Below are 21,916 nucleotides of genomic sequence, written 5' to 3'. Positions count from 1 at the left end.
CCCCAACATGACTCGATTATTCCCGGCTAAACAGCGGCAGCGGCTCCAAGAAGAGAATATCCTTTCGGTTCTGGGCGTCGCCCTCCGCAAGCACAGCCGCGCGGCCGACGATGTCTCCACCAAATTGGTTCACGAGTTTCTCCATGGCTTCCAGGGATTCTCCGGTACTGATGACATCATCCACAATCAGCACACGCTTGCCCTTTAAGCCCTTGTAGTCATCCTCAGCCAAATACAGCTGCTGCAAGTGATCCGTTGTGATGGACTTGACCTCCACATGAATCGGGTTGCGCATATAGGCTTTCAGCCCTTTGCGGGCAACAATGTACCGGCCGCAGCCCTGCCGCGCCATTTCGTAGCAAAGCGGAATGCCCTTGGTTTCCGCAGTGACCACCACATCATGCGCCGGGCAGCGCTTCAGCAGTTCGGCGGCGCTTGCCTCCGTAATTTCCACATCGCCCAGCATGACAAAGCCTGCAATGTCCATGGTGTCGCTGATGGGGCAAATCGGCAGGTCGCGCTCGCAGCCTGCTATGGTCATATGATAATACTTTCTGCCATCAATCGTTTTGATTTGATTCACGAAAAACCGGCCTTTCTGTAGTCAATATGTTTCAGGAAAACCCAACCTTGCCCGGTTTTCCTGCCTGCTCCTGCATCAGCCGGGAGGCCATGCCATGGCACGTCCGCCCAAAAGGTGAAAGTGCATATGCTTCACAGACTGACCGCCGTCCTCGCCGACATTGCTGACAATGCGCCAGCCGTTTTCCAGATGATTTTCCTTTGCAAGCTTTGCGGCCACTTCAAAGATGTGCGCGACAATCGCGCTGTTTTCCGGCGTAATCTCTGCCACAGAGGCAATGTGTGCGCGCGGGATAATCAGAAGATGCACCGGCGCCTGCGGTTCCAGATCCTTAAACGCAACGCAGAGGTCATCCTCATACACCCGTGTGCTGGGGATTTCTCCGGATGCGATTTTACAGAATACACAGTCCATGCTTTTCCCTCCTTTTGCTTTTTACAAGACAGCAGTTTTCCGTACAAAAGGCTTTGCCAGACACTCCCACAATTTTACAGAGCGCCGCAGCAAAGCCTGCACCTGTTTTATTATAATCGCTTTGAAACGAATATGCAAGTGCCGATTCCTTATTTTGCAAATTCCGCTGTAATGCCGCGGGCCGCCTGCAGAGCGGTGTCGAGTTTTGCCAGATCTTTCGCACCTGCCATGGCAAAGTCCGGCTTGCCGCCGCCATTGCCGCCCGCAAGCTGCGCGACTGCTTTTGCAATTTTTCCGGCGTGCGCACCCTTGGCAAGGGCATCTTTGCCGACAGCAACCGCAATGTTCGCCTTGGCGCCGTTCACACCGGCAAAAACCGCAACCATGTCCGGCGCTTGGTCACGCACCTTGTCGCACATGGTGCGCAGGACGCCGGCGTCTGCACCGTTCAGCTTGGCGGTGCAAACACGCACGCTGCCCGCCTGCTCTGCAGCTGCCAGAAGCTGCTCCACCTGCCGGCCTGCCAGCTTGGCGTTCAACTTTTCCAGTTCACTTTCTGCCTGTTTCAGCTGTGCCGCAGTCTGCTCCGCATGCGCAACCAAATCCGCAGAAGTATTCGATTTCAGCGCCGCAGCAGTCTGGTCAATTGTTTGCAGGCTGTCGTTCAGCAGACGGTAAACACCGTATCCGGTCACGGCTTCGATGCGCCGCACGCCGGCCGCCACGCTGCTTTCCGCAACAATTTTAAACAAGCCGAGCTTTGCGGTATTGTCCATATGCGTGCCGCCGCAGAATTCCTTACTGAAATCATCCACAGAAACCACCCGCACGATTTTTCCGTATTTTTCACCGAACAGCGCCATGGCGCCCAGCTTTTTGGCTTCCTCAATCGGCATTTCGCTGCTTTCGACCGGCACTGCAGAGAGGATTTTCTCATTGACCATTTCCTCTACTTTCCGCAGTTCCTCCGGTGTCAGCGCAGCAAAATGTGTAAAGTCAAAGCGCACGTGGCGGTCATTGACCAGCTGACCCGCCTGCTCCACATGGGTACCCAACACACGGCGCAGCGCCGCCTGCAGCAGATGTGCCGCCGTGTGGTTGCGCATGATGGCCTGCCGGCGCTTCCAGTCCGGCTGCGTGGTGACGCTGTCGCCAATGCGAATGGTGCCCGCCTGCACGGTACAGTGGTGAATGAAGTTTTTGGCATGGTTCTTGGTGGTGTCGCTGACCGCCAGAACCGCGTCATCCGCACTGAGCGTTCCGGTGTCGCCAACCTGACCGCCGCTTTCTCCGTAAAAAGTTGTGCGGTCCAAAATCAGCCCAATCTCGTCCCCGGCGTCGGCGGACTCTGCGCGCGCATCCCCGGCGATAATGGCAAGCACTTTCGCCTGCGCGGTCTGCTCCCGGTAACCGAGAAATTCCGTTTCCGGCACACCCTTGAGCAGGTCGCTTTCGCCTGCCCAGGACTCTGCACCCGCGTTTTTCCGCGCGGCGCGTGCGGTTTGGCGCTGCTCCTGCATCCGCTGGTGATAGGTTTCCTCGTCAACGGTCATGCCGTTTTCCGCAGCGATTTCCTTGGTCAGGTCAATCGGAAAGCCGTAGGTATCGCTCAGCTTAAATGCATCCTCACCGGAAATCACAGTTCCCTCGTGGTGCTCCATAATCTCATTGAGCATTGCGGTGCCCTGGTCAATGGTTTTGGCGAAGCTTTCTTCTTCTACAGAAATAACCTTCTGAATCATTTCCTTCTTTTCCGTCAGCTCCGGATACGCACCGCAGCTTTCGTGAATCACAGACTCCGCCACTTCTGTGAGGAAGGAACGGTCGATACCGAGCAAACGCCCGTGCCGCGCAGCGCGGCGCAGCAGGCGGCGCAGTACATAGCCGCGCCCGTTGTTGGAGGGCATAATGCCGTCCGCAATCATAAACGTAACCGAACGCACATGGTCGGTAATCACGCGGATAGAAATATCCTTCTTTTTATCTTTGCCGTATTCCGTACCCGCAATCGTGCAGACTTTTTTGATAATGTTCTGCATGGTATCCACCAGAAACAGGTTGTCCACATTCTGCATGACGCAGGCAAGGCGCTCCAGCCCCATGCCGGTGTCGATGTTCGGGTGCTCCATCGGCGGGTAATTGCCGTGGCCGTCACTGTTAAACTGTGAGAACACAACATTCCAGAATTCCACATACCGGTCACAGTCGCAGCCAACCCCGCAGGTCGGCTTGCCGCAGCCGTGCTCCGGGCCGCGGTCAAAGTAAATTTCTGAGCAAGGGCCGCAGGGGCCGGGGCCGTGCTCCCAGAAGTTATCCTCTTTGCCCAGACGAACAATGTGGTCTGCCGCAACGCCGACTTCCTTGGTCCAGACTTCAAACGCCTCATCGTCGTCCTGATAAATCGTGACCCAAAGTTTGTCGACTGGCATTTCCATGACCTTGGTGCAGAACTCCCACGCCCAGGCGGTTGCCTCATGCTTAAAGTAGTCCCCAAACGAGAAATTGCCCAGCATTTCAAAGAACGTTCCGTGGCGGTCGGTAATGCCGACATTTTCAATATCACCGGTGCGGATGCACTTCTGGCAGGTGGTCACGCGCTTGCGCGGCGGTGTCACCTCACCGGTAAAATATTTTTTCATCGGCGCCATGCCGCTGTTAATCAGCAGCAGGGAATTGTCATCTTTCGGAATCAAGGGAAAACTGGGCAGGCGCAGGTGCCCCTTTCCCTCAAAGAACTCCAGGTATTTTTCCCGTATCTCATTTAAACCCATCCACTGCATTTCGCTGCTCTCCATCCTTTATTCAAATGAATTTCTGCAAAAAAAGAAAGCGCTCCCGTCCGCTATGGGACGGGAACACCCGTGGTACCACCCAAATTGCGCTGCAAAGCGCCACTCTGCTCCCTTAACGCGGGAAACGCCGCCGCTCATCGCGGGGAACTCCGGGCCGGCCGACCCCCCTTGGAAAGACCGGCTTTCACCAGTTGCCGGCTCTCTGTGCAGTCCTGCGGGGGCTTGTACCCTTCACTGTTTTTTTACATTCTTTATGGGATTATTATAAACGCAATCTTCCGTATTGTCAATCTCATGCGGATACAGCGCATCCGCAATTTTCTGAAAGACAGGGCCGCAGGTTTTGCCGCCGCTTTCGCCCCCTTCTGACAGCACCGTTACCACATATTTAGGGGTATCAACCGGAAAAAAACCGGTGTACCAGCAAATGAGCTCCTCCTTGCCGTCGGTAAAATGGCCGGTCTGCGCGGTGCCCGTTTTTGCGGCAGCCTTCACGTGCACCGGGCGGCCGGGGCGGCTGGTTCCGCTCGCCATGCTTTCCTGCATAAAGGAACACAGCAGCTGCGCGCTTCTGTGCGAAAAGACCGGCACCCCTTTCTGCAGGGAAGCCTGCACGGAAAGGTGGCCGGTGCCGTCCGCCTGCCCGGCATACACTGTGGGCTGTGTGTAAATTCCCTGGGAAGCGACCGCGTTGACCATGGCGGCAATCTGCAGCGGCGTTGCCAGCAGCGTTCCCTGCCCGATTGAAAAATTCGCCAGCGCCCGCCGGTTTGCAAGCTCCGACAAGGCTGGCAGAGTACCCGCGCTGCCGGACAGCCCCGGCGCAATTTCTGTGCTCTGCCCAAAGCCGAGCGAACGCGCCATGGTCAAAAACTGTGCCTGCGGAACCGCCTGCATCAGCTTGATGAAATAGCAGTTGCAGGAATTGGCAAGCGCGCTGCACATGGTTTCTGTACCGTGTGCTTCCCCGCCTGCACAGTGAAACGTCAGCCCCTCCACGGTTTCGCTGCCCGTGCAGGTATACTTGGCATTGGGATCCGCACCGTGTTCCAGTGCCGCCGCGGCAGCCGCCAGCTTAAAAACAGAGCCAACGCTGTATGGCTGCAGAACCCGATTGACCAAAGCCCCGTCATCGCTTTTCAGCGCTTTCGTAATATCCGTGGGGTCATAGTTTGGGAAACTTGCAGACGCTAGAATCCGTCCTGTGCCGGCCTCCAGAACCACCACAGCGCCCTTTTTCAGCACTGGCGCGGCGCTGTCCTCTACAATTTTCTGCAAATCTTTGTCAATGGTAAGCACCACACCGGCCGCTGCACCAGAAACACTGGAAAGAACCTGCGGCGACTCCCCCGGCAGCAAGTGCCGCAGCGCATCCACCTGATACGTGATTTTCGTTGTCTTGCTGCCGGCTGTCAGCAGACTGTTGAACGCCTTTTCCACGCCGCTGATACCGCAGCCGCCGCTGTCCAGATACCCAATCAAATGCGCCGCGGGCATCTGCTCCGGGTAACGCTCCTGTTCCGGAAAGCACAGGATGCCGTCTGTTTCCACCAGTGCGTCCAGCTTGGTCAGAAACGGCGCACCCGCTTTAAGCCGGTCATAGACGCTGCTCATCTGCTGGGCGGTAAGCACTTTGCTAAGGGCAGCGGCGGTTTCTTTTCCGGGCACAACCGCCGCCAGATAGGAAGTTTTGCCACCGGTCAGCGGCTGCAGGTTCCGGTCATAAATGCTGCCCCGCCCCGAGGTGAACGTCAAAGTCAGGGTTTGCTGCATAACCGCTGTTTTCGCCAGCGAATCATTCCAGACAGCAATGCGAAGTACCTCGGTCGCACAGAATGTCAGCAGTAGGAAAACTGCGGTCATGAGAATCAAAATACGTTTCGCTGGTTTTGGCATAAAAATGCACCTCCACTTAGAAAGTTTTTCCAAACAGAAGTGCATTTATACACAATTTTTCAGTTTTCGCGCTGCGGCAGCCGCTCTTGCTGTAAATGTATTTCCTTTACGCACAATGCAATTGGGAAAGGATATAGCCTGTCAAGTTATGTCCGCGCAACCGGCTCGGCAGTTTGCTTCTTTTGCACACGCAGCAGCGCGCCGGAAGCAATCGGCGTTTCCGTATAAAGCAGCACCCGCATAACCGCGTGGTTGGCTGACTCGATTTCCTCCCCATCACCGTTCTGGATGTGATCCATCCGCACCAGATACGGCGCTTTGCCCGGTTCCAGAACATCCGCAACGTCACCGCGAAAAAAGCGGTTGCGCTGTGACAGCACCGCCACACCATTTCTGTAAGACTCGCAGACCGCCACCACTTCGTAGTCGCGCACATAACTGCCCAAATCCATATTCTGGTCCGGACGTCCAAAGTAAAAGCCGGTGCTGTACTGCCGGTGGCTGATTTTCATCAGTTCCTCTTTCACCCACGGTGTGAGAGGCTCGCCCGCCAGCGCGTCATCCAGTGCGCGGCGGTACGCGTTTGTCGCTGCCGCCGTATAGTAAGCAGACTTGGCGCGACCCTCAATTTTCAGACTGTCCGCACCGGCGTGCAGCAGCTCCGGCAAATGCTCCGACATATTCATATCCTTCGCATTCAAAATGTATGTGCCGTCCTGATCCTCCATAATGGGCAGGTACTGTCCGGGACGGGTTTCCTCACAGAGCGCATACTTCCACCGGCAGGGCTGTGCGCAGTCGCCGTGGTTGCCGTCCCGCCCGGTAAAGTAATTGGAAAGCAGGCATCGCCCGGAAAAGGACACGCACATCGCCCCATGCACAAAGCACTCAATTTCCAACTGTTTCGGCGTTTTGGCGCGCACTTCCGCCACTTCCTCCAGCGAAAGCTCGCGCGCAAGCACCACGCGCTTTGCACCCATTTCGTAAAGCTGGCGTGCTGCCGCATAGTTTGCCACGCCGGTTTGTGTGGAAATGTGGATTTCCACACCCGGCGCCACGCGCTGTGCCGCCGCCATCACCCCCAGGTCGGTGACAATAAACGCATCCACACCCGCATCCCGCGCCATGCGCAGAAACGGCTCCAGCCCCTCAATGTCGCGGTTGCGCGGGATAATGTTGGTAGTCAGGTAAATGCGGACACCCCGGCTGTGCGCGTACTCCACCGCTTGGACAAGCTGCTCCGGCGTAAAATTGGAGGGTGCACTGCGCATACCAAACGCGGTGCCTGCCAAATAAACGGCGTCCGCCCCAAACTGAATGGCCGCTTTCAGTCGTTCCATGTCCCCTGCCGGTGCTAAAAGCTCCGGCAGACGGGGTGCTGGTCTTGTTGCTTTCATGAAGTCAGTCCTGCCTCTTCTAGATTATCGGCGTGTTCCTGCGCATTGCTTGCGTAGTACGCCTGCTTGGTTTTCGGATTGTGACAGAAGTACAGATAATCCGTTTCATTCGGGTGAAGCGCCGCGTCAATGGCCGCCATGCCAGGGTTACAAATAGCACCGGCAGGCAAACCTTTCACCGTGTAGGTATCGTACTTACTCTTATAGTTCTTTCCCTTAGCTGTGGGCACCGCGCTTTTGGAGCGGTACGGATAGTAGGTGGTGGAGTCGCAGTCCAGGGTATAGATCTGATACTTGCTCCCGTATTTTAGGCGGTTGTGCAGAACCGAAGAAACGTTGCGCATATCGGCGGTGTCTGCAGACTCTGCCTGAATGATGGACGCCATGGTTAGAAGCTGATCCAGTGTCATGTTGTTCTTCTTTGCCTCGTCCCGAATCTGCTTGGTCAAATGGTCATTAGCGTCATCCAGCATTTTCTGCAGTACATTCTGCGGGTCCTCATCCTGATAGAATTCATACGTATCTGGGAACAGGTACCCCTCAAATTTGTAGTACCGCCCAGTAAGGCTCTTCAGGGCGGACACCATGGTGTAGGTGTTGTCAAAAGCATCTGTGTTCAGCACGTCCAAAAACTTCTGTGCGGAGGACACAACCCCATTTTTCTGCAGCAGCTGCGCGATTTCCAGTGCATTCTGTCCCTCTGGAATCGTCACCTTGACGATGTCCTTTCGTCCCTCGTTAGACTCAAACGTGTTAATCAGCTGCTCATAATCCGTCTTGGTATCAATCTGCCAGGTACCGTTGTGAAAGCAGCCGTCCGCCTTGCGCAGGCGCGCGTACAGGCAGAAGAAATCAGGATTATCCACCGCACCTGCTTTTTGCAGGATTTCCGCTACTTTCTTTGTAACCTCGCGGTTGGTGGCCTGTGCTTCCCGCAGCTTGGCGCCGCTGAGCTTTCTGAGCGCAGATGGTTTGACTGAAGCTTCTGTCACGGAAGAGGGAATTTCCACCGTCACATTGACACTGCTCCGGTCAACTGCTAAAACATCGTTCAGACCGGTAATCAGGAACTGCCCCAGAATAATCGCAACCAGCACCACCATGAACCACCAAATCAGGCGGAAAAAGCGGCGATTTCTCCTGCGTTTTTCTTTATTGCGCCGCTTGTGGTTGCGCCGCGCGCGCTTTTCATCCGCTGCTTCTCTGGCGGCCTCTGCCTTCATCGCTTCACTTCCGCTGAAACTGTTGAGCGACTGTGGGTGTTCATTTTCAGTCATGGCGTTCCTCCTGATGGCCGGCAGGACGGCTGCCCGTCTTTCTGATGTAAGTTTCTGTAACCAAAAGATCTACCGGCCGGTCATAGTACCCGTGCGGCAGGTTCCACGGCACACACGCACGGTAGCAGATGCCCACTGTCTGACCGCCAAAATTAGAAAGGAACCGATCGTAGTACCCCTTACCGTAACCCAGACGGTACCCCTGTGTATCAAAGCTGAGCCCAGGCACCACGCACAGCCCGTGCCGCAGGTCAGAAACCGGGCGGCAGCGCTCCACAGACGGCTCCAGCACGCCGAAGGTCCCGGGTTCCAAATCCTCCAGCGAACGAATAAAATAAAACTGCATCTGATACGTATTCGGAATGCAGCGCGGAACCGCCACGTGCTTGCCGTGCGCCAATGCGCTTTGGATAATGCGCACCGTGTCCACCTCAATCGGTTTACTGACATAAATGAAAAGCACCCGACAGTTCTGATAAACGGGTAAACGAAACAGACGCCGCCTGACAGCCGCATCCAGCTTCTCTTTTTCCGCGGGTTGCAAAGACTCCCGGTACGCCCGGTAGCGTTTGCGCAGCGCCTGTTTGATTTCCCGAATGTTTCTTTTTACCTGCATTGAATCGATTTCCTGATCTCCTCAGATTTCTGCGCGCCGCACAGGGCGCTGATCAGCGCCAAACCAAACTCCACAGCAACGCCCGCGCCGCGCGCGGTGATAATCTTTCCGCTCTGCACAACCGGTTTCTTGCCCAGTGTGCAGCCAAGCTCTGACTCATAGCCGGGGTAGCAGACTGCCTCATGCCCCTTCAACACGCCCCAATGCCCCAGCACCGAAGGCGCCGCACAGATGGCACCGATATAGCGGTTCTGCTCCACGCACCACTGCACCGCATTCCGCACGCTGGCAGAAGCCTCCAGATTTTTGGTACCGGGCATACCGCCCGGCAGTACCACCAAATCAGCGGGCTGCACATCAAAGTTCAAATCCCACTCGGCAATATCCGGCGTGACATCAATGCCGTGCGCACCGGTGATCTCATTGTCACCGATGCCGACAGTCAGAACCTCCAGACCGGCGCGGCGAAGCAAATCAACCGGCGCCAGCGCTTCGATTTCCTCAAAACCGTTTGCTAAAAACACATAGACCATTTTTTGAAAACTCCTTTCCCCGTTCGGGTCATTTCACAGCAGAGCCTGCCCCCGCACAATCTGCAGAATCTCCGCCTGAATTTCCGCAGGCGTGCGCAGGTGCCCAGCCGTGTCACAGGAAACCACCTGCCACTGCAGTTTCTGCGCGGCATAAAGCGCTGCCTGCCGACCTGCCTGCTGAAACGTCCTGCTTTTCTCGTGAATATCCTTTTTTTCCGCATTACCGCGGTAACGTTTTTCCAACAGCGACTCTGCGGCTTCCGGCGACATATCCAAAAAAATCGTTAAATTCGGTATTGGCAGTTCAAAACGGGTGTATTCAAAGTCCAGCAGCCAGTCCGTAAAAGCGTCCCACTCCCCACGGGGCAGCTTGGGCAGCTGATACACCAGATTAGAAGTGGTGTAGCGGTCCGCCACAATCACTTTGCCCGCCTCGTAGTCTTTCTGCCAGAACTGTCGGTAAGACGCGAAGCGGTCCACGGTAAAAAAAGAAGAAGCGGCGTAGGGATTCACGTCCTGCGGCGAAGTGCCGAACGCCCCCTGCAGGTACAGTTTCACCAAAGCAGAAGAGGGCTGGGCATAGTCTGGAAACGACACCCGGCGGTACGGCGTGCCCGCCTGCTCAAAAGCCCCGCACAGGCGCGTGGTCTGCGTCTGCTTTCCGCAGCCGTCCAGACCCTCCAGCACCAGCAGCTTTCCCATCAGGCTTCCCCGCTTTCCCGCTTGTAATGTGCACGAACCTCTGCCATTTTGCCGCAGCACATCTTTCCCTCCGGGCAAGGCCCGTACAGGCACGCCGGACCTGCCTTGGCAAACAAATGCGGTGCCGCGTCCTTCGCCAGCCAAAGCATCTGCTCCGCGACTGCGCGGATTTCCCACTGGGCACGGTTGCAGCAACGCAGGGCGAAGAAATGCAGCAGGCTGCGTGCGTCCATGGTGCAGATCATCTTGGTGGTACAGGCATTGGGCAGCACGAACCGTGCATCTTCAATCGCCTTTTTCTGTGCGCGGCTTTCCGCGGCCTTTGGCGAAAGTCCTTCTGCCAGAAATGCCTGTTTGTGCTTTTCTTTCAGCAGGGCGGTCAAACGCTCATAGTGGCGCTGGTCCTCCTCCATGGCGCGCAGGTACTCTTCCTTTGCCTGCGGAATCGCCTCGATTTCCGGCGGCACCACATAGGAAAACTGCATTTCCGCCACATAGCGCTGGCTCTGCACGCTGAAGCTCGCGATACGGTGACGAGTAATCTGTGCCAGCAAAGAGCGCGAAACGCCCTCGATACCAAAGGTAAAGGAAGCGTGCTCAATCGGCGTTTCATGCCCGTTTTCCGTCAGCATATCCATAAAATGTGAAACACGTTCCTCGGTCATGCCCTGCTGAATGGTGGAAATCTCAGCGGGCGAGTAACACAGCCGTGCGGCGGAAGCAACCGTTTTCTCCGGAAGCTGCGTGTAAGTGAGCAGTTCAACGTGCGCCATAAGATTAGAAGACCTCCAAAACTGCCGCCGAAGCGGTTTTTGTCTGTATGGATGTTATTATAGCAAAATTTCTGTACGGATTCAACCTTATTATCCGCAGTCGGGCGGAACGCGAAATACGCGGCAGTCCCGTAACGTTTTTCTTTCTTCGCCATAAGATGGTACTAAGCAAGAAACATTTTGCCTGATAGGAGGATTACCATATGGATGAAATGAACGATACGATGCGTTCCGGCCGCTTTAAAGAAGCGGTCTGCATCGACGCGCAGCGGGTTTACGACTCCTGCAGTGCCAAAGATTGTCTGGAGGATCTGCAGGTGTGCTTTACCCAAGCAAAGCGCCCGGTTATCGAGCGCGCGGTCAGTGTTCGCCTGCGGGATGTAGAAGTGCTCACTGTTTACCTGAATATGGAGCCGGTGCCCTTTAACAAAGGTTTTTACTCCATTGATATGACCTTTGTGTTTGACGTGTCTCTGGATGTTTACACAGCCCCCGCTTCCTGCCCGATTGTGGTGGACGGCATTGCGCTGTTCACCAAAAAAGCAATTCTGTACGGCAGCGACGGCAACGTCAAGGTCTTTACCAGTGACGGCAGCTGCGACCCCACCGAGTCCGGCAGCGGTAGCCGTGTTACACCAAAAGCCGTGTGTCAGGTGGCGCAGCCGGTAGGGCTTTCCGCACGCATCTGCGACACCCGCCCCGGCTGCTGCCCGAGCTTTAAGATTCCGGACGATATCTGCGAGCGTTTCGGCGGCGACTTCGACTTTGAGTGCAGCCGCAGTGTCTATGTGACCATCGGCCTGTTCTCCATTGTGCAGATTGTGCGCAATGTACAGATGCTGATTCCTGCATATGACTTCTGTGTCCCCACCAAAGAGTGCACGCCGGTCAGCGACAATCCCTGCGAGATGTTTAAGCGTATTGACTTCCCCACCGATTCTTTCTTCCCGCCCAAGGTGAGTGACGCAGGCGGGTGCGGCTGTGGCTGCAGTCAGTCACAGGAAAGCGCCGAGTAAAACAGAAACGGCAGATGCCCGCCGAAAAAGCATCTGCCGTTTTTGCTGCGGCACTGAGGGACAAGCCGCGTTTGTATGGTCAGGCGCGCTTCAAATGCGCGAAGTTCGCCATAATTTTTTTGGTACCCTTGCTGTCAAAGGCAATTTCCAGCAGCGTATCATTTCCCATCGGCGTTGCCGACAACACCATGCCCTTGCCGAATGCACGATGCAAGACGGCATCGCCGGGTTTAAAGTTGGGGGCCTTCTGTGCCTGCACAGATTCCGGCGCCCCAAAATGCAGCGCAGACTCCATGGCGGCCGCGCGCACTTCCTTGGCGGAAACCGGAAGTGCCACGCCGGGCTTCGGCTGCTTCCAGCTGCGCGCCGCGGTGTGCTCCGTCAGTTCCTCCGGAATCTCTTCTAAAAAGCGACTGGGGCGGTTGCGGTTGGTCGAGCCAAACAGTGTGCGGCTCTGTGCATTTGTCACACACAGTTCCTCACGCGCACGGGTGATTGCCACGTACGCAAGGCGACGCTCTTCCTCAATCTGCACCGGATCATAAATTGCCTGCACACCCGGAAAAATGCCGTCTTCAAAGCCCGGCAGGAACACAACCGGAAATTCCAGTCCCTTTGCGGAGTGCATGGTCATCATCACAACCGTGTCCGCGTCACCGTCGTAATTGTCGATATCGGTCATCAGCGCCACTTCCTCCAGGAAGCCGTCCAGACTGGCCGCCTCATCGTTTTCTTCCTCGTACTGCTGAATGTTGGTGCCCAGCTGCGTCAGGTTGGCGACACGGTCTTTCACTTCATCACTCTGCGCGTTGCCGAGGCTAGCAATATAGCCGGTTTTAGAGAGGATTTCATCATACAGTTCCTTGACGCTGCGGTCTTCATTTTCATTGATTTCCATAAAGCCCTGCATAATTTCCGCAAACTGCAGCAATTTTGGCGCTGTGCGTTTAAGCGGCTCAAACTCATCCGCATGGGCAATCACATAAAACACGCTTTCACCAATCTGCCCGGCAATTTCAGACGCAACCGCCAGCGTTTTGTCGCCGATGCTGCGCTTTGGCTGGTTGATAATGCGGCGCAAGCGCACTTCATCACTCGGGTTGTTGATAACACTCAGATACGCAATCAGGTCACGGATCTCCTTGCGCTCATAGAAGCGCAGGCCGCCGATGATGCGGTATGGGATGCCGGACTTTACGAAATTCTTTTCCAGAGCACTGGACTGTGTGTTCATCCGGTAAAGAATCGCATAATCGCTGAACTTCCGCCCTTTTCCGACGCCCTCCAGAATCTGCTTACCGATAAAGTCGGCCTCGTCCTGCTCGTTGAGCGCCGTATGCGTCTGGATTTTCTCTCCCTGCGGATTCTGTGTCCACAAGGTTTTGCCCTTTCGCTCCGTGTTGTTGGAAATCACCGCATTGGCAGCATCCAAAATGGTTTTGGTCGAGCGGTAATTCTGCTCCAACCGAATGACCTTGGCATGGGGGAATGTTTTTTCAAAGCTCATAATATTTTCAATGGTTGCGCCGCGGAACTTGTAGATACTCTGGTCATCATCGCCGACCACACAGAGGTTTTGACTTTTCTGCGCCAGCAGTTTCACCAGCACATACTGCGCGTGGTTGGTATCCTGATATTCGTCCACCATGATATACCGAAATTTCCGCTGGTAATATGCCAGCACGTCGCTGTTCTGCTCCAGCAGGCGCACCGTGTTGAAAATCAGGTCGTCAAAGTCCATCGCGTCCGCTTCCATCAGGCGCTGCTGATACATTTGGTAAGCCTTTGCAATCGTAACCAGGCGGTTGTCGGTTCCGGCAGCCTGTGCGTATGCCTTGGCATCCGTCAGCGAATCCTTTGCGTGCGAAATCTCGCTGAGTACTGCCCTGCAGGCAAGAAATTTCTCATCAACGTCCAGTTCTTTCAGGCAGCCCTTCATCAGCCGCTTGGAATCATCTGTGTCATAAATTGTAAAGTGCGTGCTGTACCCCAGGCGGTCGCCGTACTTGCGCAGCATCCGTGCGCAGGTGGAGTGGAAGGTGCTGGCCCAAACATCATTGCCGCTGTTACCCAGCAGATTGACCAGCCGCTGCTTCAGCTCTCCGGCGGCTTTGTTGGTAAATGTAATGGCTAAAATCTGCCACGGCGCGCAGGGGGTCACTGCCATGTGCTGCTGGACACTGTCCGGCAGCGGTGCGCCGCCCTCCAGAAATGCCTGCGCAGCCTGCATATCTGTATTGTTTAATTCTGCCGTTCCGTCTGTATACGCGCTGCCATATCGGATGATATTGGCAATTCGGTTTACCAGAACGGTCGTTTTTCCACTGCCTGCACCTGCCAGTACCAGCAGAGGGCCGTTTACAGAAAAAACGGCTTCCCGCTGCCGTTCGTTCATGCGGGAAAACTCCTTTTCCAGGACCCGCTGTCTTATTTGCAGTGCGGATTCACTCAATAATCTCACCAGCTAACATAAAATTTTAAAACAACTTACTGCAAACGCCCGCACCGAAAACTGTGTGCGAGCGTCTGCAGAATGGGAATCGACATCATTATCCGAGAATACTTAAAAGGACACCGGCCGCAACCGCGGAGCCGATGACGCCGGCCACATTGGGCCCCATTGCGTGCATCAGCAGGAAGTTGCCCGGATTTGCTTCCTGTCCAACTTTCTGGGAAACGCGCGCCGCCATGGGCACAGCCGAAACACCTGCGGAACCAATCAGAGGGTTGACCTTCCCATGTGTGGCCTTACACATCAGCTTACCGAATAGCACCCCGCCTGCAGTGCCAACGCAGAACGCCAAAAGACCCATCACAATGATCTTCAGCGTCTGTACACTTAGAAAGACCGTCCCGGTTGCCGTTGCGCCGACTGTAACCCCCAGAAAAATGGTGATGATATTCATCAGTTCGTTCTGCGCGGTGTTGGACAGCCGGGAAACCACACCGCTTTCGCGCATCAGATTGCCAAGCATCAGCATACCGACCAGCGGCGCCGCGTCCGGCAGCAGCAGCGAAATCAACACGGTAATGATAACGGGAAACAAAATCTTTTCCAATTTGGAAACCGGCCTCAGCTGTTCCATTACAATGGAACGCTCTTCTTTTGTGGTCAGTGCTTTCATAATCGGCGGCTGAATCACCGGAACCAGCGCCATGTAAGAGTACGCCGCGACCGCAATCGGCCCCAGCAGCTGCGGAGAAAGCTTGCTGGTCACATAAATGGCCGTCGGGCCGTCCGCGCCGCCGATAATACCGATTGCGCCAGCCGCCTTCGGGTCAAAGCCCAACGCAAGCGCACCGATGAATGTCAAAAAAATACCAAGCTGCGCCGCCGCGCCCAGCAAAAGGCTGGAGGGGCGCGCAATCAGCGGGCCAAAGTCCGTCATCGCCCCCACGCCGAGGAAAATCAGCGGTGGATAGATGCCGAGCTTCACGCCGCGGTATAAATAATAAAACAAACCGCCGTTGGCGTTTGCCGTGGGGTCTGCCATAATGCCCGGAAAAACATTTACCAAAAGCATACCAAAAGCGATTGGCAGCAGGAGCAGTGGCTCAAACTGCCTTTTGATGGCGAGGTACAGCAGAACACAGGCAATTCCGATCATCACATAGTTACGCCAGTCATTCGTAGCAAAACCGGAACTTTGTAAAATGCCGGAAAACGCATTGAGAAATTCCTGAAACACGTTGATACCGCCTCTCTCGTAAAGTCAATGCAGGCAGCGCCTGCGGCTTAAAACGGATGCGTGCCGCGCAGCACGCCGGCCTGTCCCCAAACGGAGCGAACGCCGGTGCGCCGGCAGCGCCGTACAGAGAGGATTGGCGTTTCCGTACCGTACAGCGCATAAACCGCCGCACTGATAGCGGCAATGATTTCAGGCGAAATCTCCCCCTGTGCCGCGGGCTGCACAGAAAGTGCAGGCTGTGGCTCCTCCAGCGGCAAGGCAGCGTTCGGCTGCGGGGCGGCCGGCTCTTCTTTCTTCCGCCTGCCCTTTTGCGCCGACTGAATCACACTGCCATACAGCCTGATAATTAGAATCAGGCAGATCAGCACTGCAAAAACGATGACCAGCCCTGCCGTCAAAACAATCAGCGCAATCTGGCCCGTACTCAGTCCTTCCATAAATGATTCCTCCTGACTGTAATGTGCGAAAAAGCGCCGCCTGCCGCACAAAACGCAAATGCAAAGAACGGCATTCTTATTATAGCTGATTTTTCGCCGGATTTCAAACTATTTTTATTTGTTTTGGTGCCAGCACCTTTTCTGACCGCATTTTTCGGTTGAAACCCAATATAAAAAGCGTTATAATAAGCTTTACAATACGAGTGTAAGTGGTGATGAATATGACAGATGATGGTTTTCGTCGTTCTTACAAAGGAGAAAGCTACAACCTCGGGCTGGCAGTTTACAGCTGCGGGCTGCAGCGCTGCCGCTCAGGTCATTCCTGGGGGCCGGCGGTGCGCGACCACTATTTGATTCACTACATTGTGCGCGGAAAGGGCTGCTTTTCCACTGCCGGACAGCAGTGGGAGCTAAAGGCGGGCGATGCCTTTCTGATTCAGCCGAACCGCATTGTCAGTTACCAGGCAGACCGCAATTTTCCTTGGGAGTATGACTGGGTCGGCTTTAACGGCAGCGACGCCAAGCACCTGCTGCGTCAGACCGGTCTGCTGGACATGGAGCCTGCCTTTCACTGCCCGTCAGACAACCGCTTCCACCTGCTGCTGGCAGACATTATCGCGGTTTCTGGCAGCTCGCGCAGTGCGGAAGCGCGCATGGAAAGCGGTCTGCTCCGCTTTCTGGCGGAGCTGATGGACACCTTCGGCACGCACATGGCCAGCAGTGACAGCAGCTACGGCTATGTGCAGAAAGCCATTCGCTTCATTGACCGAAATTACGCCGGCAGCATTGACATCGAAAAAATCGCGCAAAGTGCCGGTGTTTCCCGCAGCCACCTGTACCGACTTTTTATGACATATATCAGTATGCCGCCGAACGAATACCTCACACGCTACCGCATTAACAAGGCGGCGGCTTTTCTGAAGGAAGGCGGGCTGACCGTCGGCGAAGCCGCCTACTCTGCCGGCTTTGCCGACCAACTCTACTTTTCGCGCGTATTTAAAAAATACATGGGTATGCCGCCCAGCAAGTTCTGCAGTGAATCTGCAAAGGAAGGGTTATAAAGATGGAAAAAGACGAGCAGCCTCTGCACAGGGAACTAACCGAGTGGACCCGCCAGGTCACAGACGGACAGCTGACACCGTGGGATCGTTTTCCGGAAATTTACCTTTATATGGATCAAATCCTCACGTTTATGGAAACACAGCTGCACCTGTTTGAGCAGCGGAACAATCCGCTGCTCACCTCCAGCATGGTTAACAATTACGTCAAAGACGGCGTGCTGCCGCGCCCGGAAAAGAAAAAATACAGCCGCGACCATCTGGTACAGCTGACTATCCTGTGCCTGCTCAAGCAGGTGCTCTCCATTCCCGACATTCACATTCTGCTCGACCAGCTGGAGCAGCGTGGCGATATGCACACGCTGTACGATGCCTTCTGCACCGCGCAGGAAAAAGCGCTGCAGGATGTTTGCGGTCGCATTGATACCGCCGCCGCGGATGGGCAGGAGGCGCTGGTGCAGCTTGCCCTGCAGCTTTCTGTGGAAGCCGGCGCCCGCCGCACAGCATCCGAGCGAATTCTGAGTGCCCTGCAGGTACATGAGCAACAGAAAGAGGAACAAGCCAAGTGCGCCAAAGAGGAAACAGACACCAAGGAAAACACAGCGGCAGAGTCCTGACCGCTGTGCAAAATCCCGCAGCAGCCGGCAGCAACTGCCCGGCTGCTTTTTGATGCAACAGGGTGCCTGCCATTTATTACAATTTTTCAGTTCTGTCATGTTTTCTTACAAAAAAGCATTGTTGTCTAAGGACAAATTTAAAAATTCTTTCTAAGATTTTCTTGTACGCACATACAGGTTAGCAGAAGCTATGAAATGCGCGCAAGCAAAGCATACTGGAGGAATCATATATGGCAGAGAGCGGTTTAAAAGAAAAACTTGAAAAATTCGGCATCAAAACGGCCATCGGCTACCTTCGCAAGGATCCTGAAAAGAATCTACCGAAACTTATGGACATGATTGACAAAGCGGACAAAGACAACACCTTTGCGGCGGCTCGCTACTCCTTCCATCAAGCCATTGATGACCCGGCAAGCAACTGGAACCATTTGATTTACCGTGTGGTAAAAAACATCAATCCGCACGTACTGGAAACCTTCTTCACAAACTTTTTCTTAAACTCCACCTTTATCGGCGGCAAAAAGCAGATGGAGTACCGGAAAAAGTACGGCTGCAACGTGCCGTGGGCCATTCTGTTGGACCCGACCAGTGCCTGCAACCTGCACTGTACCGGCTGCTGGGCGGCAGACTACGGCCACCAGCTGAACCTCACGTTTGACGAAATCGACGACATCATCAACCAAGGCGTGAAGATGGGTACCTATATGTACATTTACACCGGCGGCGAACCGCTGGTGCGCAAAGATGACCTGATAAAACTCTGTGAAAAGCACTCCGACTGCATTTTCCTGTGCTTTACAAACTCTACGCTCATCGATGACAAGTTTGCAGAAGACCTGCAGCGTGTCGGCAACTTTGTGCCCGCCATCAGCGTTGAAGGCTTTGAAGAAGCAACCGATGCCCGCCGTGGCAAGGGAACTTTCCAGAAAATCTGCAAAGCCATTGATATTTTAAACGCCCATCAGCTGCCTTATGGCATTTCCTGCTGCTACACCAGTCAAAATGTGGATTCCATCGGCAGTGAGGAATTCTTTGACTGGATGGTTGACCAGGGCGCCATCTTTACTTGGTTCTTTACCTATATGCCCATTGGCAAAAACGCGCCGACAGACTTGATGGCGACCGCCGAGCAGCGTGAAATGATGTATTATCGGATTCGGGATTTCCGCAACAGCAAGGCGCTGTTTACCATGGACTTCTGGAACGATGCGGAGTACGTTTACGGCTGCATTGCAGGCGGACGCTCCTATCTGCACATCAACGCAAACGGCGACATCGAGCCTTGCGTATTTATCCACTATTCGGATGCCAACATTCGGGAAAAGACCCTGCTGGAAGCTTACCGCTCTCCTTTGTTTATGCAGTACCATTTGAACCAGCCATTCAATACGAATATGCTGCGGCCGTGCCCGGTGCTGGATAATCCGTACAAACTGGAGGAAATGGTCAGCAAAACGAATGCGCACGGCACCGATCTGGTTGATCAGGAAAGCCCGCATGAATACTGCGCAAAATGTGAAAAAATCGCCCAGCGCTGGGCACCGGTTGCCGAGCGCCTGTGGAAAAGCAGCGGTGCCAACGGCCGCCACTGCCTGAACTGTGACGACACCATTCTGCCGGAAAATCTGGTGCCGGAAGACGAGCGCATTTCCTTTGAAGAAATGGTCAAGTTCGAGCAAGCACAAAAGAAGCAGCACGCCTGACGCTTCCTTTTAAGAAACTGCGGCATTCATGCGTTTTTGCGTTGCTGATAAATTCTCGTTTCTGCTGCGGAATGGTTGATTTCGCCGATGATGTATGCTATAATAATTGCTGTTCTCTGCCGCTGTGGCGGAATTGGCAGACGCAAGGGACTTAAAATCCCTCGATGGCAGCATCGTACCGGTTCAACCCCGGTCAGCGGCACCACATTATCCGAAATTATTTTCACTTGAAAATGGCTTCGGAATCACATTTTTGCTCCAAGTCTGTATTAATTAAAAATGCCCTCAGTAGACGGCCCGCATGGCTGCCTGCTGAGGGCATAAATTTATTCTTTCTTCACTTCATCAAGTATCCGTTCCAGCAGCAGATACATTTCCTGCTGGTCGCGCGCCATTATAATTTATGATATGACGCAAAAATGCCCCGACCTACCGTAATGGTAAGCCGGGGCATTGCTGTGTCTGTATGTAATTTATGCGGTCGCTTTTGCAGTACCCACAACGGCCTCTTTTGCGCCAGTCTTCGGCAGCGCCTTGACCGCGGCTTCAATTGCCGAGTCGCCAAGACTTGCCACATCACCTTCATAGGCAACGCCGTCCAAACCGAGAGCCGTTTTAAGCACCTTTTCAGCTTCGGCCTTGCGCTGATCTGCCGTAATGCTGCCGTTCAGGTAAAGCTGTTCGGCGCTGTTGACACCAACTTTAGCCGCATCCACAATCTTTTGCAGCGCGGATGTCACCGGGCTGGGCACGATTGCAGCCGCAGCGTCTGTCACGGTATCGGCAACGTCCAGCACTCGTTGCGCGGTATCCACGCCGCTTTGGACGTTGACGCCCTTAGACCGCAGCAGCGTCACCATCCAACCGCAGGCGGTAATTGCAAAGCCCACACCAAACACGATAATCACCATAGTCAAATCCATAATATGTACCTCCAATTATTTAAATAGCAGCGACAGGATTGCCGCTGCAACGCCTGTCCCTATTGCTCCAATGATTCCGGCAATGAGTTTATCCCACCATTGCACCGGACGAGCCGATATACTTTTTACATCCGTTTTGATTTCCCGCACGTCCGATTCCAGCCCATCCACTTTTGTATTCACGGTTGCCATCGCAGCAGTCAATCCGCGAATATCCTTAACTTCCGCTTCCAATTCATCAATCCTGTGGTGGGCGGATTTCGAGCTTTCCCATGCCTGCACAGCAATATCATCATGATCCACAATTACACCACCTTGAACTCGAATCGTTTCACCGGACTTCCCTCTTCTTTAATTTCCGTATAGATTCCAGTGACACCCGACCGAACTGCCACAATCGGACACAGCCACTTGCCGTTGCCATTGGGGTACACACCTGCAATCGTTACAATACCACCGGTGCCAGCCGTGACGGTTGGCTTTGTGGAGCAGGTAAGCCCGACCGTGTAGCACTCCCCCACCTTGCGGGACAGGTTAACAGTCGTATCGCTGCTGCAGGCGGTAACAATTCGCACCACCATAGTAGATGGCTTGTGACCGTTAATGTAGATGCCGGTTTCCGTGCCTACCTTGCCGATCGCGGTCAGCTTGTAGTAATAGCTGCTGCCGTTGCAACTCTGGTAAGTAATGTCTACCGTGCCGCCGGTGCCGGCAGCCAGCGAAGGCCGACCGACCGGACAGGTTACTTTGACCGTGTAGGATTGCCCGTGTTTTAGCGATACGGTGGTAGTGGTGTCACTGACAAATGCTGCCCCGGTCGGTGCAAGTGCTGGCAGCGTCCGGACAGCGGGTGTGCCATTGCTGTTTACACCATAATTGGTATAGCACACGTTCGTGTCGCAACCCTTGCCCGGGATATTTGCTCCCGGCCATTTACCGGAGTCCTCACCAAACTCCGATTGCCAAATATCACAATACTTGTCCGGTGCAGACACACCCGGCCGTGCATACCAAAATTCATACGCTGACAGTTGCGCCGCGTCAATGCGGTTGTCGTACCAATCCTTATTGACGTAATATCCTGCCTTGTACCCGGCCTGCTGCAGACCGCTGCACACAGCTTTGATGATTGCTGTATTGGTTGCTCTGTCTGGGATGCCGCCGTGCTTTGCCTTGTATCCGTCTGCGTCCTCCATGTCGATAAACACCGGGTACTGCGGATGGTGTCCGCGCAGCAGCCGTAGCATATGCTGCAGCTCGCTCTGCGCTCCTGCCACCGTTTGTGCGTAACTATATAAATAAGCGCCCCAGGGAATCCCAAGGCGCTCACACTCACTTACATTACGCGCAAACTGCGCATCATCCTGTGATGCGCAGTCGCTGCCATACCCCAGTTGGAGGATAGCAAACTGCAGGCCGGCAGATTTAGCTTTCAGCCAGTCCACCTTACCATTGCAGTAACTGACATCAATGCCTTTATAACTCATATT

At 54.6% G+C, this 21,916-nt stretch carries 20 protein-coding genes, 1 tRNA gene and 1 other annotated feature; of the genes, 5 read left to right on the top strand and 16 right to left on the bottom strand.

Annotation, left to right across the window (positions count from 1 at the left end):
• Positions 1-16: 16 nt before the first annotated feature.
• The 10 genes from PXC00_RS04215 to thyX form a co-directional block, all read right to left on the bottom strand.
• Complete coding sequence (locus tag PXC00_RS04215) at positions 17-541, bottom strand: phosphoribosyltransferase family protein (protein ID WP_275844469.1); 525 nt, start codon at positions 539-541, stop codon at positions 17-19.
• Between the two features lie 117 nt (positions 542-658).
• Entirely contained in the window at positions 659-997 is a 339-nt protein-coding gene (locus PXC00_RS04210) for a histidine triad nucleotide-binding protein (RefSeq protein ID WP_275844314.1), read from the bottom strand.
• 149 nt (positions 998-1,146) lie between these two features.
• The gene (alaS, locus tag PXC00_RS04205) at positions 1,147-3,777 is read right to left on the bottom strand and encodes an alanine--tRNA ligase (protein ID WP_275844468.1); all 2,631 of its coding nucleotides are present in this window, start codon (positions 3,775-3,777) and stop codon (positions 1,147-1,149) included.
• A 62-nt stretch (positions 3,778-3,839) separates the two neighbouring features.
• Positions 3,840-4,033 (bottom strand) — a binding site (T-box leader).
• Positions 4,021-5,685: a peptidoglycan D,D-transpeptidase FtsI family protein gene (locus PXC00_RS04200; RefSeq protein WP_275844313.1), complete on the bottom strand. Its 1,665-nt coding sequence runs from the start codon at positions 5,683-5,685 to the stop codon at positions 4,021-4,023. It overlaps the preceding feature by 13 nt.
• A gap of 146 nt (positions 5,686-5,831) precedes the next feature.
• On the bottom strand, positions 5,832-7,082 hold the full coding sequence (locus PXC00_RS04195) for a peptidase U32 family protein (RefSeq protein ID WP_275844312.1): 1,251 nt from the start codon (positions 7,080-7,082) through the stop codon (positions 5,832-5,834).
• Positions 7,079-8,359, bottom strand: a complete 1,281-nt coding sequence (mltG, locus tag PXC00_RS04190) for an endolytic transglycosylase MltG (protein ID WP_275844311.1) — start codon at positions 8,357-8,359, stop codon at positions 7,079-7,081. Before mltG ends, PXC00_RS04195 begins: the two co-directional genes overlap by 4 nt.
• Positions 8,352-8,975 (bottom strand): 5-formyltetrahydrofolate cyclo-ligase, encoded by a 624-nt coding sequence (locus tag PXC00_RS04185; protein WP_275844310.1) that lies wholly within the window; start codon positions 8,973-8,975, stop codon positions 8,352-8,354. Before PXC00_RS04185 ends, mltG begins: the two co-directional genes overlap by 8 nt.
• The gene (locus tag PXC00_RS04180) at positions 8,966-9,508 is read right to left on the bottom strand and encodes a DJ-1 family glyoxalase III (protein ID WP_275844309.1); all 543 of its coding nucleotides are present in this window, start codon (positions 9,506-9,508) and stop codon (positions 8,966-8,968) included. The genes PXC00_RS04185 and PXC00_RS04180 overlap by 10 nt, the downstream gene beginning before the upstream one ends.
• A 33-nt stretch (positions 9,509-9,541) precedes the next feature.
• Complete coding sequence (locus tag PXC00_RS04175; RefSeq protein ID WP_275844308.1) at positions 9,542-10,210, bottom strand: dTMP kinase; 669 nt, start codon at positions 10,208-10,210, stop codon at positions 9,542-9,544.
• The gene (gene thyX / locus PXC00_RS04170) at positions 10,210-10,983 is read right to left on the bottom strand and encodes an FAD-dependent thymidylate synthase (RefSeq protein WP_275844307.1); all 774 of its coding nucleotides are present in this window, start codon (positions 10,981-10,983) and stop codon (positions 10,210-10,212) included. Before thyX ends, PXC00_RS04175 begins: the two co-directional genes overlap by 1 nt.
• Positions 10,984-11,186: 203 nt before the next feature.
• On the opposite strand from thyX, the gene PXC00_RS04165 reads away from it, so the two are divergent.
• Positions 11,187-11,999 (top strand): hypothetical protein, encoded by an 813-nt coding sequence (locus PXC00_RS04165; protein ID WP_275844306.1) that lies wholly within the window; start codon positions 11,187-11,189, stop codon positions 11,997-11,999.
• A gap of 79 nt (positions 12,000-12,078) precedes the next feature.
• Here PXC00_RS04165 and PXC00_RS04160 read toward each other — a convergent pair whose 3' ends face one another.
• The 3 genes from PXC00_RS04160 to PXC00_RS04150 form a co-directional block, all read right to left on the bottom strand.
• On the bottom strand, positions 12,079-14,394 hold the full coding sequence (locus PXC00_RS04160) for an ATP-dependent helicase (protein ID WP_275844305.1): 2,316 nt from the start codon (positions 14,392-14,394) through the stop codon (positions 12,079-12,081).
• 154 nt (positions 14,395-14,548) lie between these two features.
• Complete coding sequence (locus tag PXC00_RS04155; RefSeq protein ID WP_407654325.1) at positions 14,549-15,694, bottom strand: sodium ion-translocating decarboxylase subunit beta; 1,146 nt, start codon at positions 15,692-15,694, stop codon at positions 14,549-14,551.
• 41 nt (positions 15,695-15,735) lie between these two features.
• On the bottom strand, positions 15,736-16,125 hold the full coding sequence (locus tag PXC00_RS04150) for an OadG family protein (protein WP_275844303.1): 390 nt from the start codon (positions 16,123-16,125) through the stop codon (positions 15,736-15,738).
• 221 nt (positions 16,126-16,346) lie between these two features.
• On the opposite strand from PXC00_RS04150, the gene PXC00_RS04145 reads away from it, so the two are divergent.
• From PXC00_RS04145 to PXC00_RS04130, 4 genes are all read left to right on the top strand, one after another.
• Positions 16,347-17,186, top strand: coding sequence for an AraC family transcriptional regulator (locus PXC00_RS04145; RefSeq protein WP_275844302.1), 840 nt, complete (start codon positions 16,347-16,349; stop codon positions 17,184-17,186).
• 2 nt (positions 17,187-17,188) lie between these two features.
• Positions 17,189-17,800: a DUF1836 domain-containing protein gene (locus tag PXC00_RS04140; RefSeq protein ID WP_275844301.1), complete on the top strand. Its 612-nt coding sequence runs from the start codon at positions 17,189-17,191 to the stop codon at positions 17,798-17,800.
• 230 nt (positions 17,801-18,030) lie between these two features.
• On the top strand, positions 18,031-19,503 hold the full coding sequence (locus tag PXC00_RS04135; RefSeq protein WP_275844300.1) for a radical SAM protein: 1,473 nt from the start codon (positions 18,031-18,033) through the stop codon (positions 19,501-19,503).
• Between the two features lie 118 nt (positions 19,504-19,621).
• Positions 19,622-19,708 (top strand) — tRNA-Leu (locus PXC00_RS04130).
• A gap of 268 nt (positions 19,709-19,976) precedes the next feature.
• Here the strand turns inward: PXC00_RS04130 and PXC00_RS04125 are convergent.
• Genes PXC00_RS04125 through PXC00_RS04115 form a run of 3 tightly spaced genes read right to left on the bottom strand, consistent with a single transcriptional unit; the run spans position 19,977 to position 21,913 of the window.
• Positions 19,977-20,426 carry a hypothetical protein gene (locus tag PXC00_RS04125; RefSeq protein WP_316935074.1) on the bottom strand — a complete coding sequence of 150 codons (450 nt, stop codon included), beginning with the start codon at positions 20,424-20,426 and terminating at the stop codon, positions 19,977-19,979.
• Positions 20,427-20,441: 15 nt separating this feature from the next.
• Complete coding sequence (locus PXC00_RS04120) at positions 20,442-20,729, bottom strand: hypothetical protein (protein WP_275847164.1); 288 nt, start codon at positions 20,727-20,729, stop codon at positions 20,442-20,444.
• A 2-nt stretch (positions 20,730-20,731) separates the two neighbouring features.
• Positions 20,732-21,913: a glycoside hydrolase family 25 protein gene (locus PXC00_RS04115; protein ID WP_316935103.1), complete on the bottom strand. Its 1,182-nt coding sequence runs from the start codon at positions 21,911-21,913 to the stop codon at positions 20,732-20,734.
• Positions 21,914-21,916: the final 3 nt, after the last annotated feature.

The organism is Caproicibacterium argilliputei (assembly GCF_029211325.2).
GTDB classification, from domain to species: domain Bacteria; phylum Bacillota; class Clostridia; order Oscillospirales; family Acutalibacteraceae; genus Caproicibacterium; species Caproicibacterium argilliputei.
This window is presented reverse-complemented; position numbering and strand designations above follow the sequence as displayed.

Coding starts and splice junctions, on each gene's coding strand:
- PXC00_RS04215 (WP_275844469.1), bottom strand. CDS start 541: ATGACCATAGCAGGCTGCGAGCGCGACCTGCCGATTTGCCCCATCAGC.
- PXC00_RS04210 (WP_275844314.1), bottom strand. CDS start 997: ATGGACTGTGTATTCTGTAAAATCGCATCCGGAGAAATCCCCAGCACA.
- alaS (WP_275844468.1), bottom strand. CDS start 3,777: ATGCAGTGGATGGGTTTAAATGAGATACGGGAAAAATACCTGGAGTTC.
- PXC00_RS04200 (WP_275844313.1), bottom strand. CDS start 5,685: ATGCCAAAACCAGCGAAACGTATTTTGATTCTCATGACCGCAGTTTTC.
- PXC00_RS04195 (WP_275844312.1), bottom strand. CDS start 7,082: ATGAAAGCAACAAGACCAGCACCCCGTCTGCCGGAGCTTTTAGCACCG.
- mltG (WP_275844311.1), bottom strand. CDS start 8,359: ATGACTGAAAATGAACACCCACAGTCGCTCAACAGTTTCAGCGGAAGT.
- PXC00_RS04185 (WP_275844310.1), bottom strand. CDS start 8,975: ATGCAGGTAAAAAGAAACATTCGGGAAATCAAACAGGCGCTGCGCAAA.
- PXC00_RS04180 (WP_275844309.1), bottom strand. CDS start 9,508: ATGGTCTATGTGTTTTTAGCAAACGGTTTTGAGGAAATCGAAGCGCTG.
- PXC00_RS04175 (WP_275844308.1), bottom strand. CDS start 10,210: ATGGGAAAGCTGCTGGTGCTGGAGGGTCTGGACGGCTGCGGAAAGCAG.
- thyX (WP_275844307.1), bottom strand. CDS start 10,983: ATGGCGCACGTTGAACTGCTCACTTACACGCAGCTTCCGGAGAAAACG.
- PXC00_RS04165 (WP_275844306.1), top strand. CDS start 11,187: ATGGATGAAATGAACGATACGATGCGTTCCGGCCGCTTTAAAGAAGCG.
- PXC00_RS04160 (WP_275844305.1), bottom strand. CDS start 14,394: ATGAACGAACGGCAGCGGGAAGCCGTTTTTTCTGTAAACGGCCCTCTG.
- PXC00_RS04150 (WP_275844303.1), bottom strand. CDS start 16,125: ATGGAAGGACTGAGTACGGGCCAGATTGCGCTGATTGTTTTGACGGCA.
- PXC00_RS04145 (WP_275844302.1), top strand. CDS start 16,347: ATGACAGATGATGGTTTTCGTCGTTCTTACAAAGGAGAAAGCTACAAC.
- PXC00_RS04140 (WP_275844301.1), top strand. CDS start 17,189: ATGGAAAAAGACGAGCAGCCTCTGCACAGGGAACTAACCGAGTGGACC.
- PXC00_RS04135 (WP_275844300.1), top strand. CDS start 18,031: ATGGCAGAGAGCGGTTTAAAAGAAAAACTTGAAAAATTCGGCATCAAA.
- PXC00_RS04125 (WP_316935074.1), bottom strand. CDS start 20,426: ATGGATTTGACTATGGTGATTATCGTGTTTGGTGTGGGCTTTGCAATT.
- PXC00_RS04115 (WP_316935103.1), bottom strand. CDS start 21,913: ATGAGTTATAAAGGCATTGATGTCAGTTACTGCAATGGTAAGGTGGAC.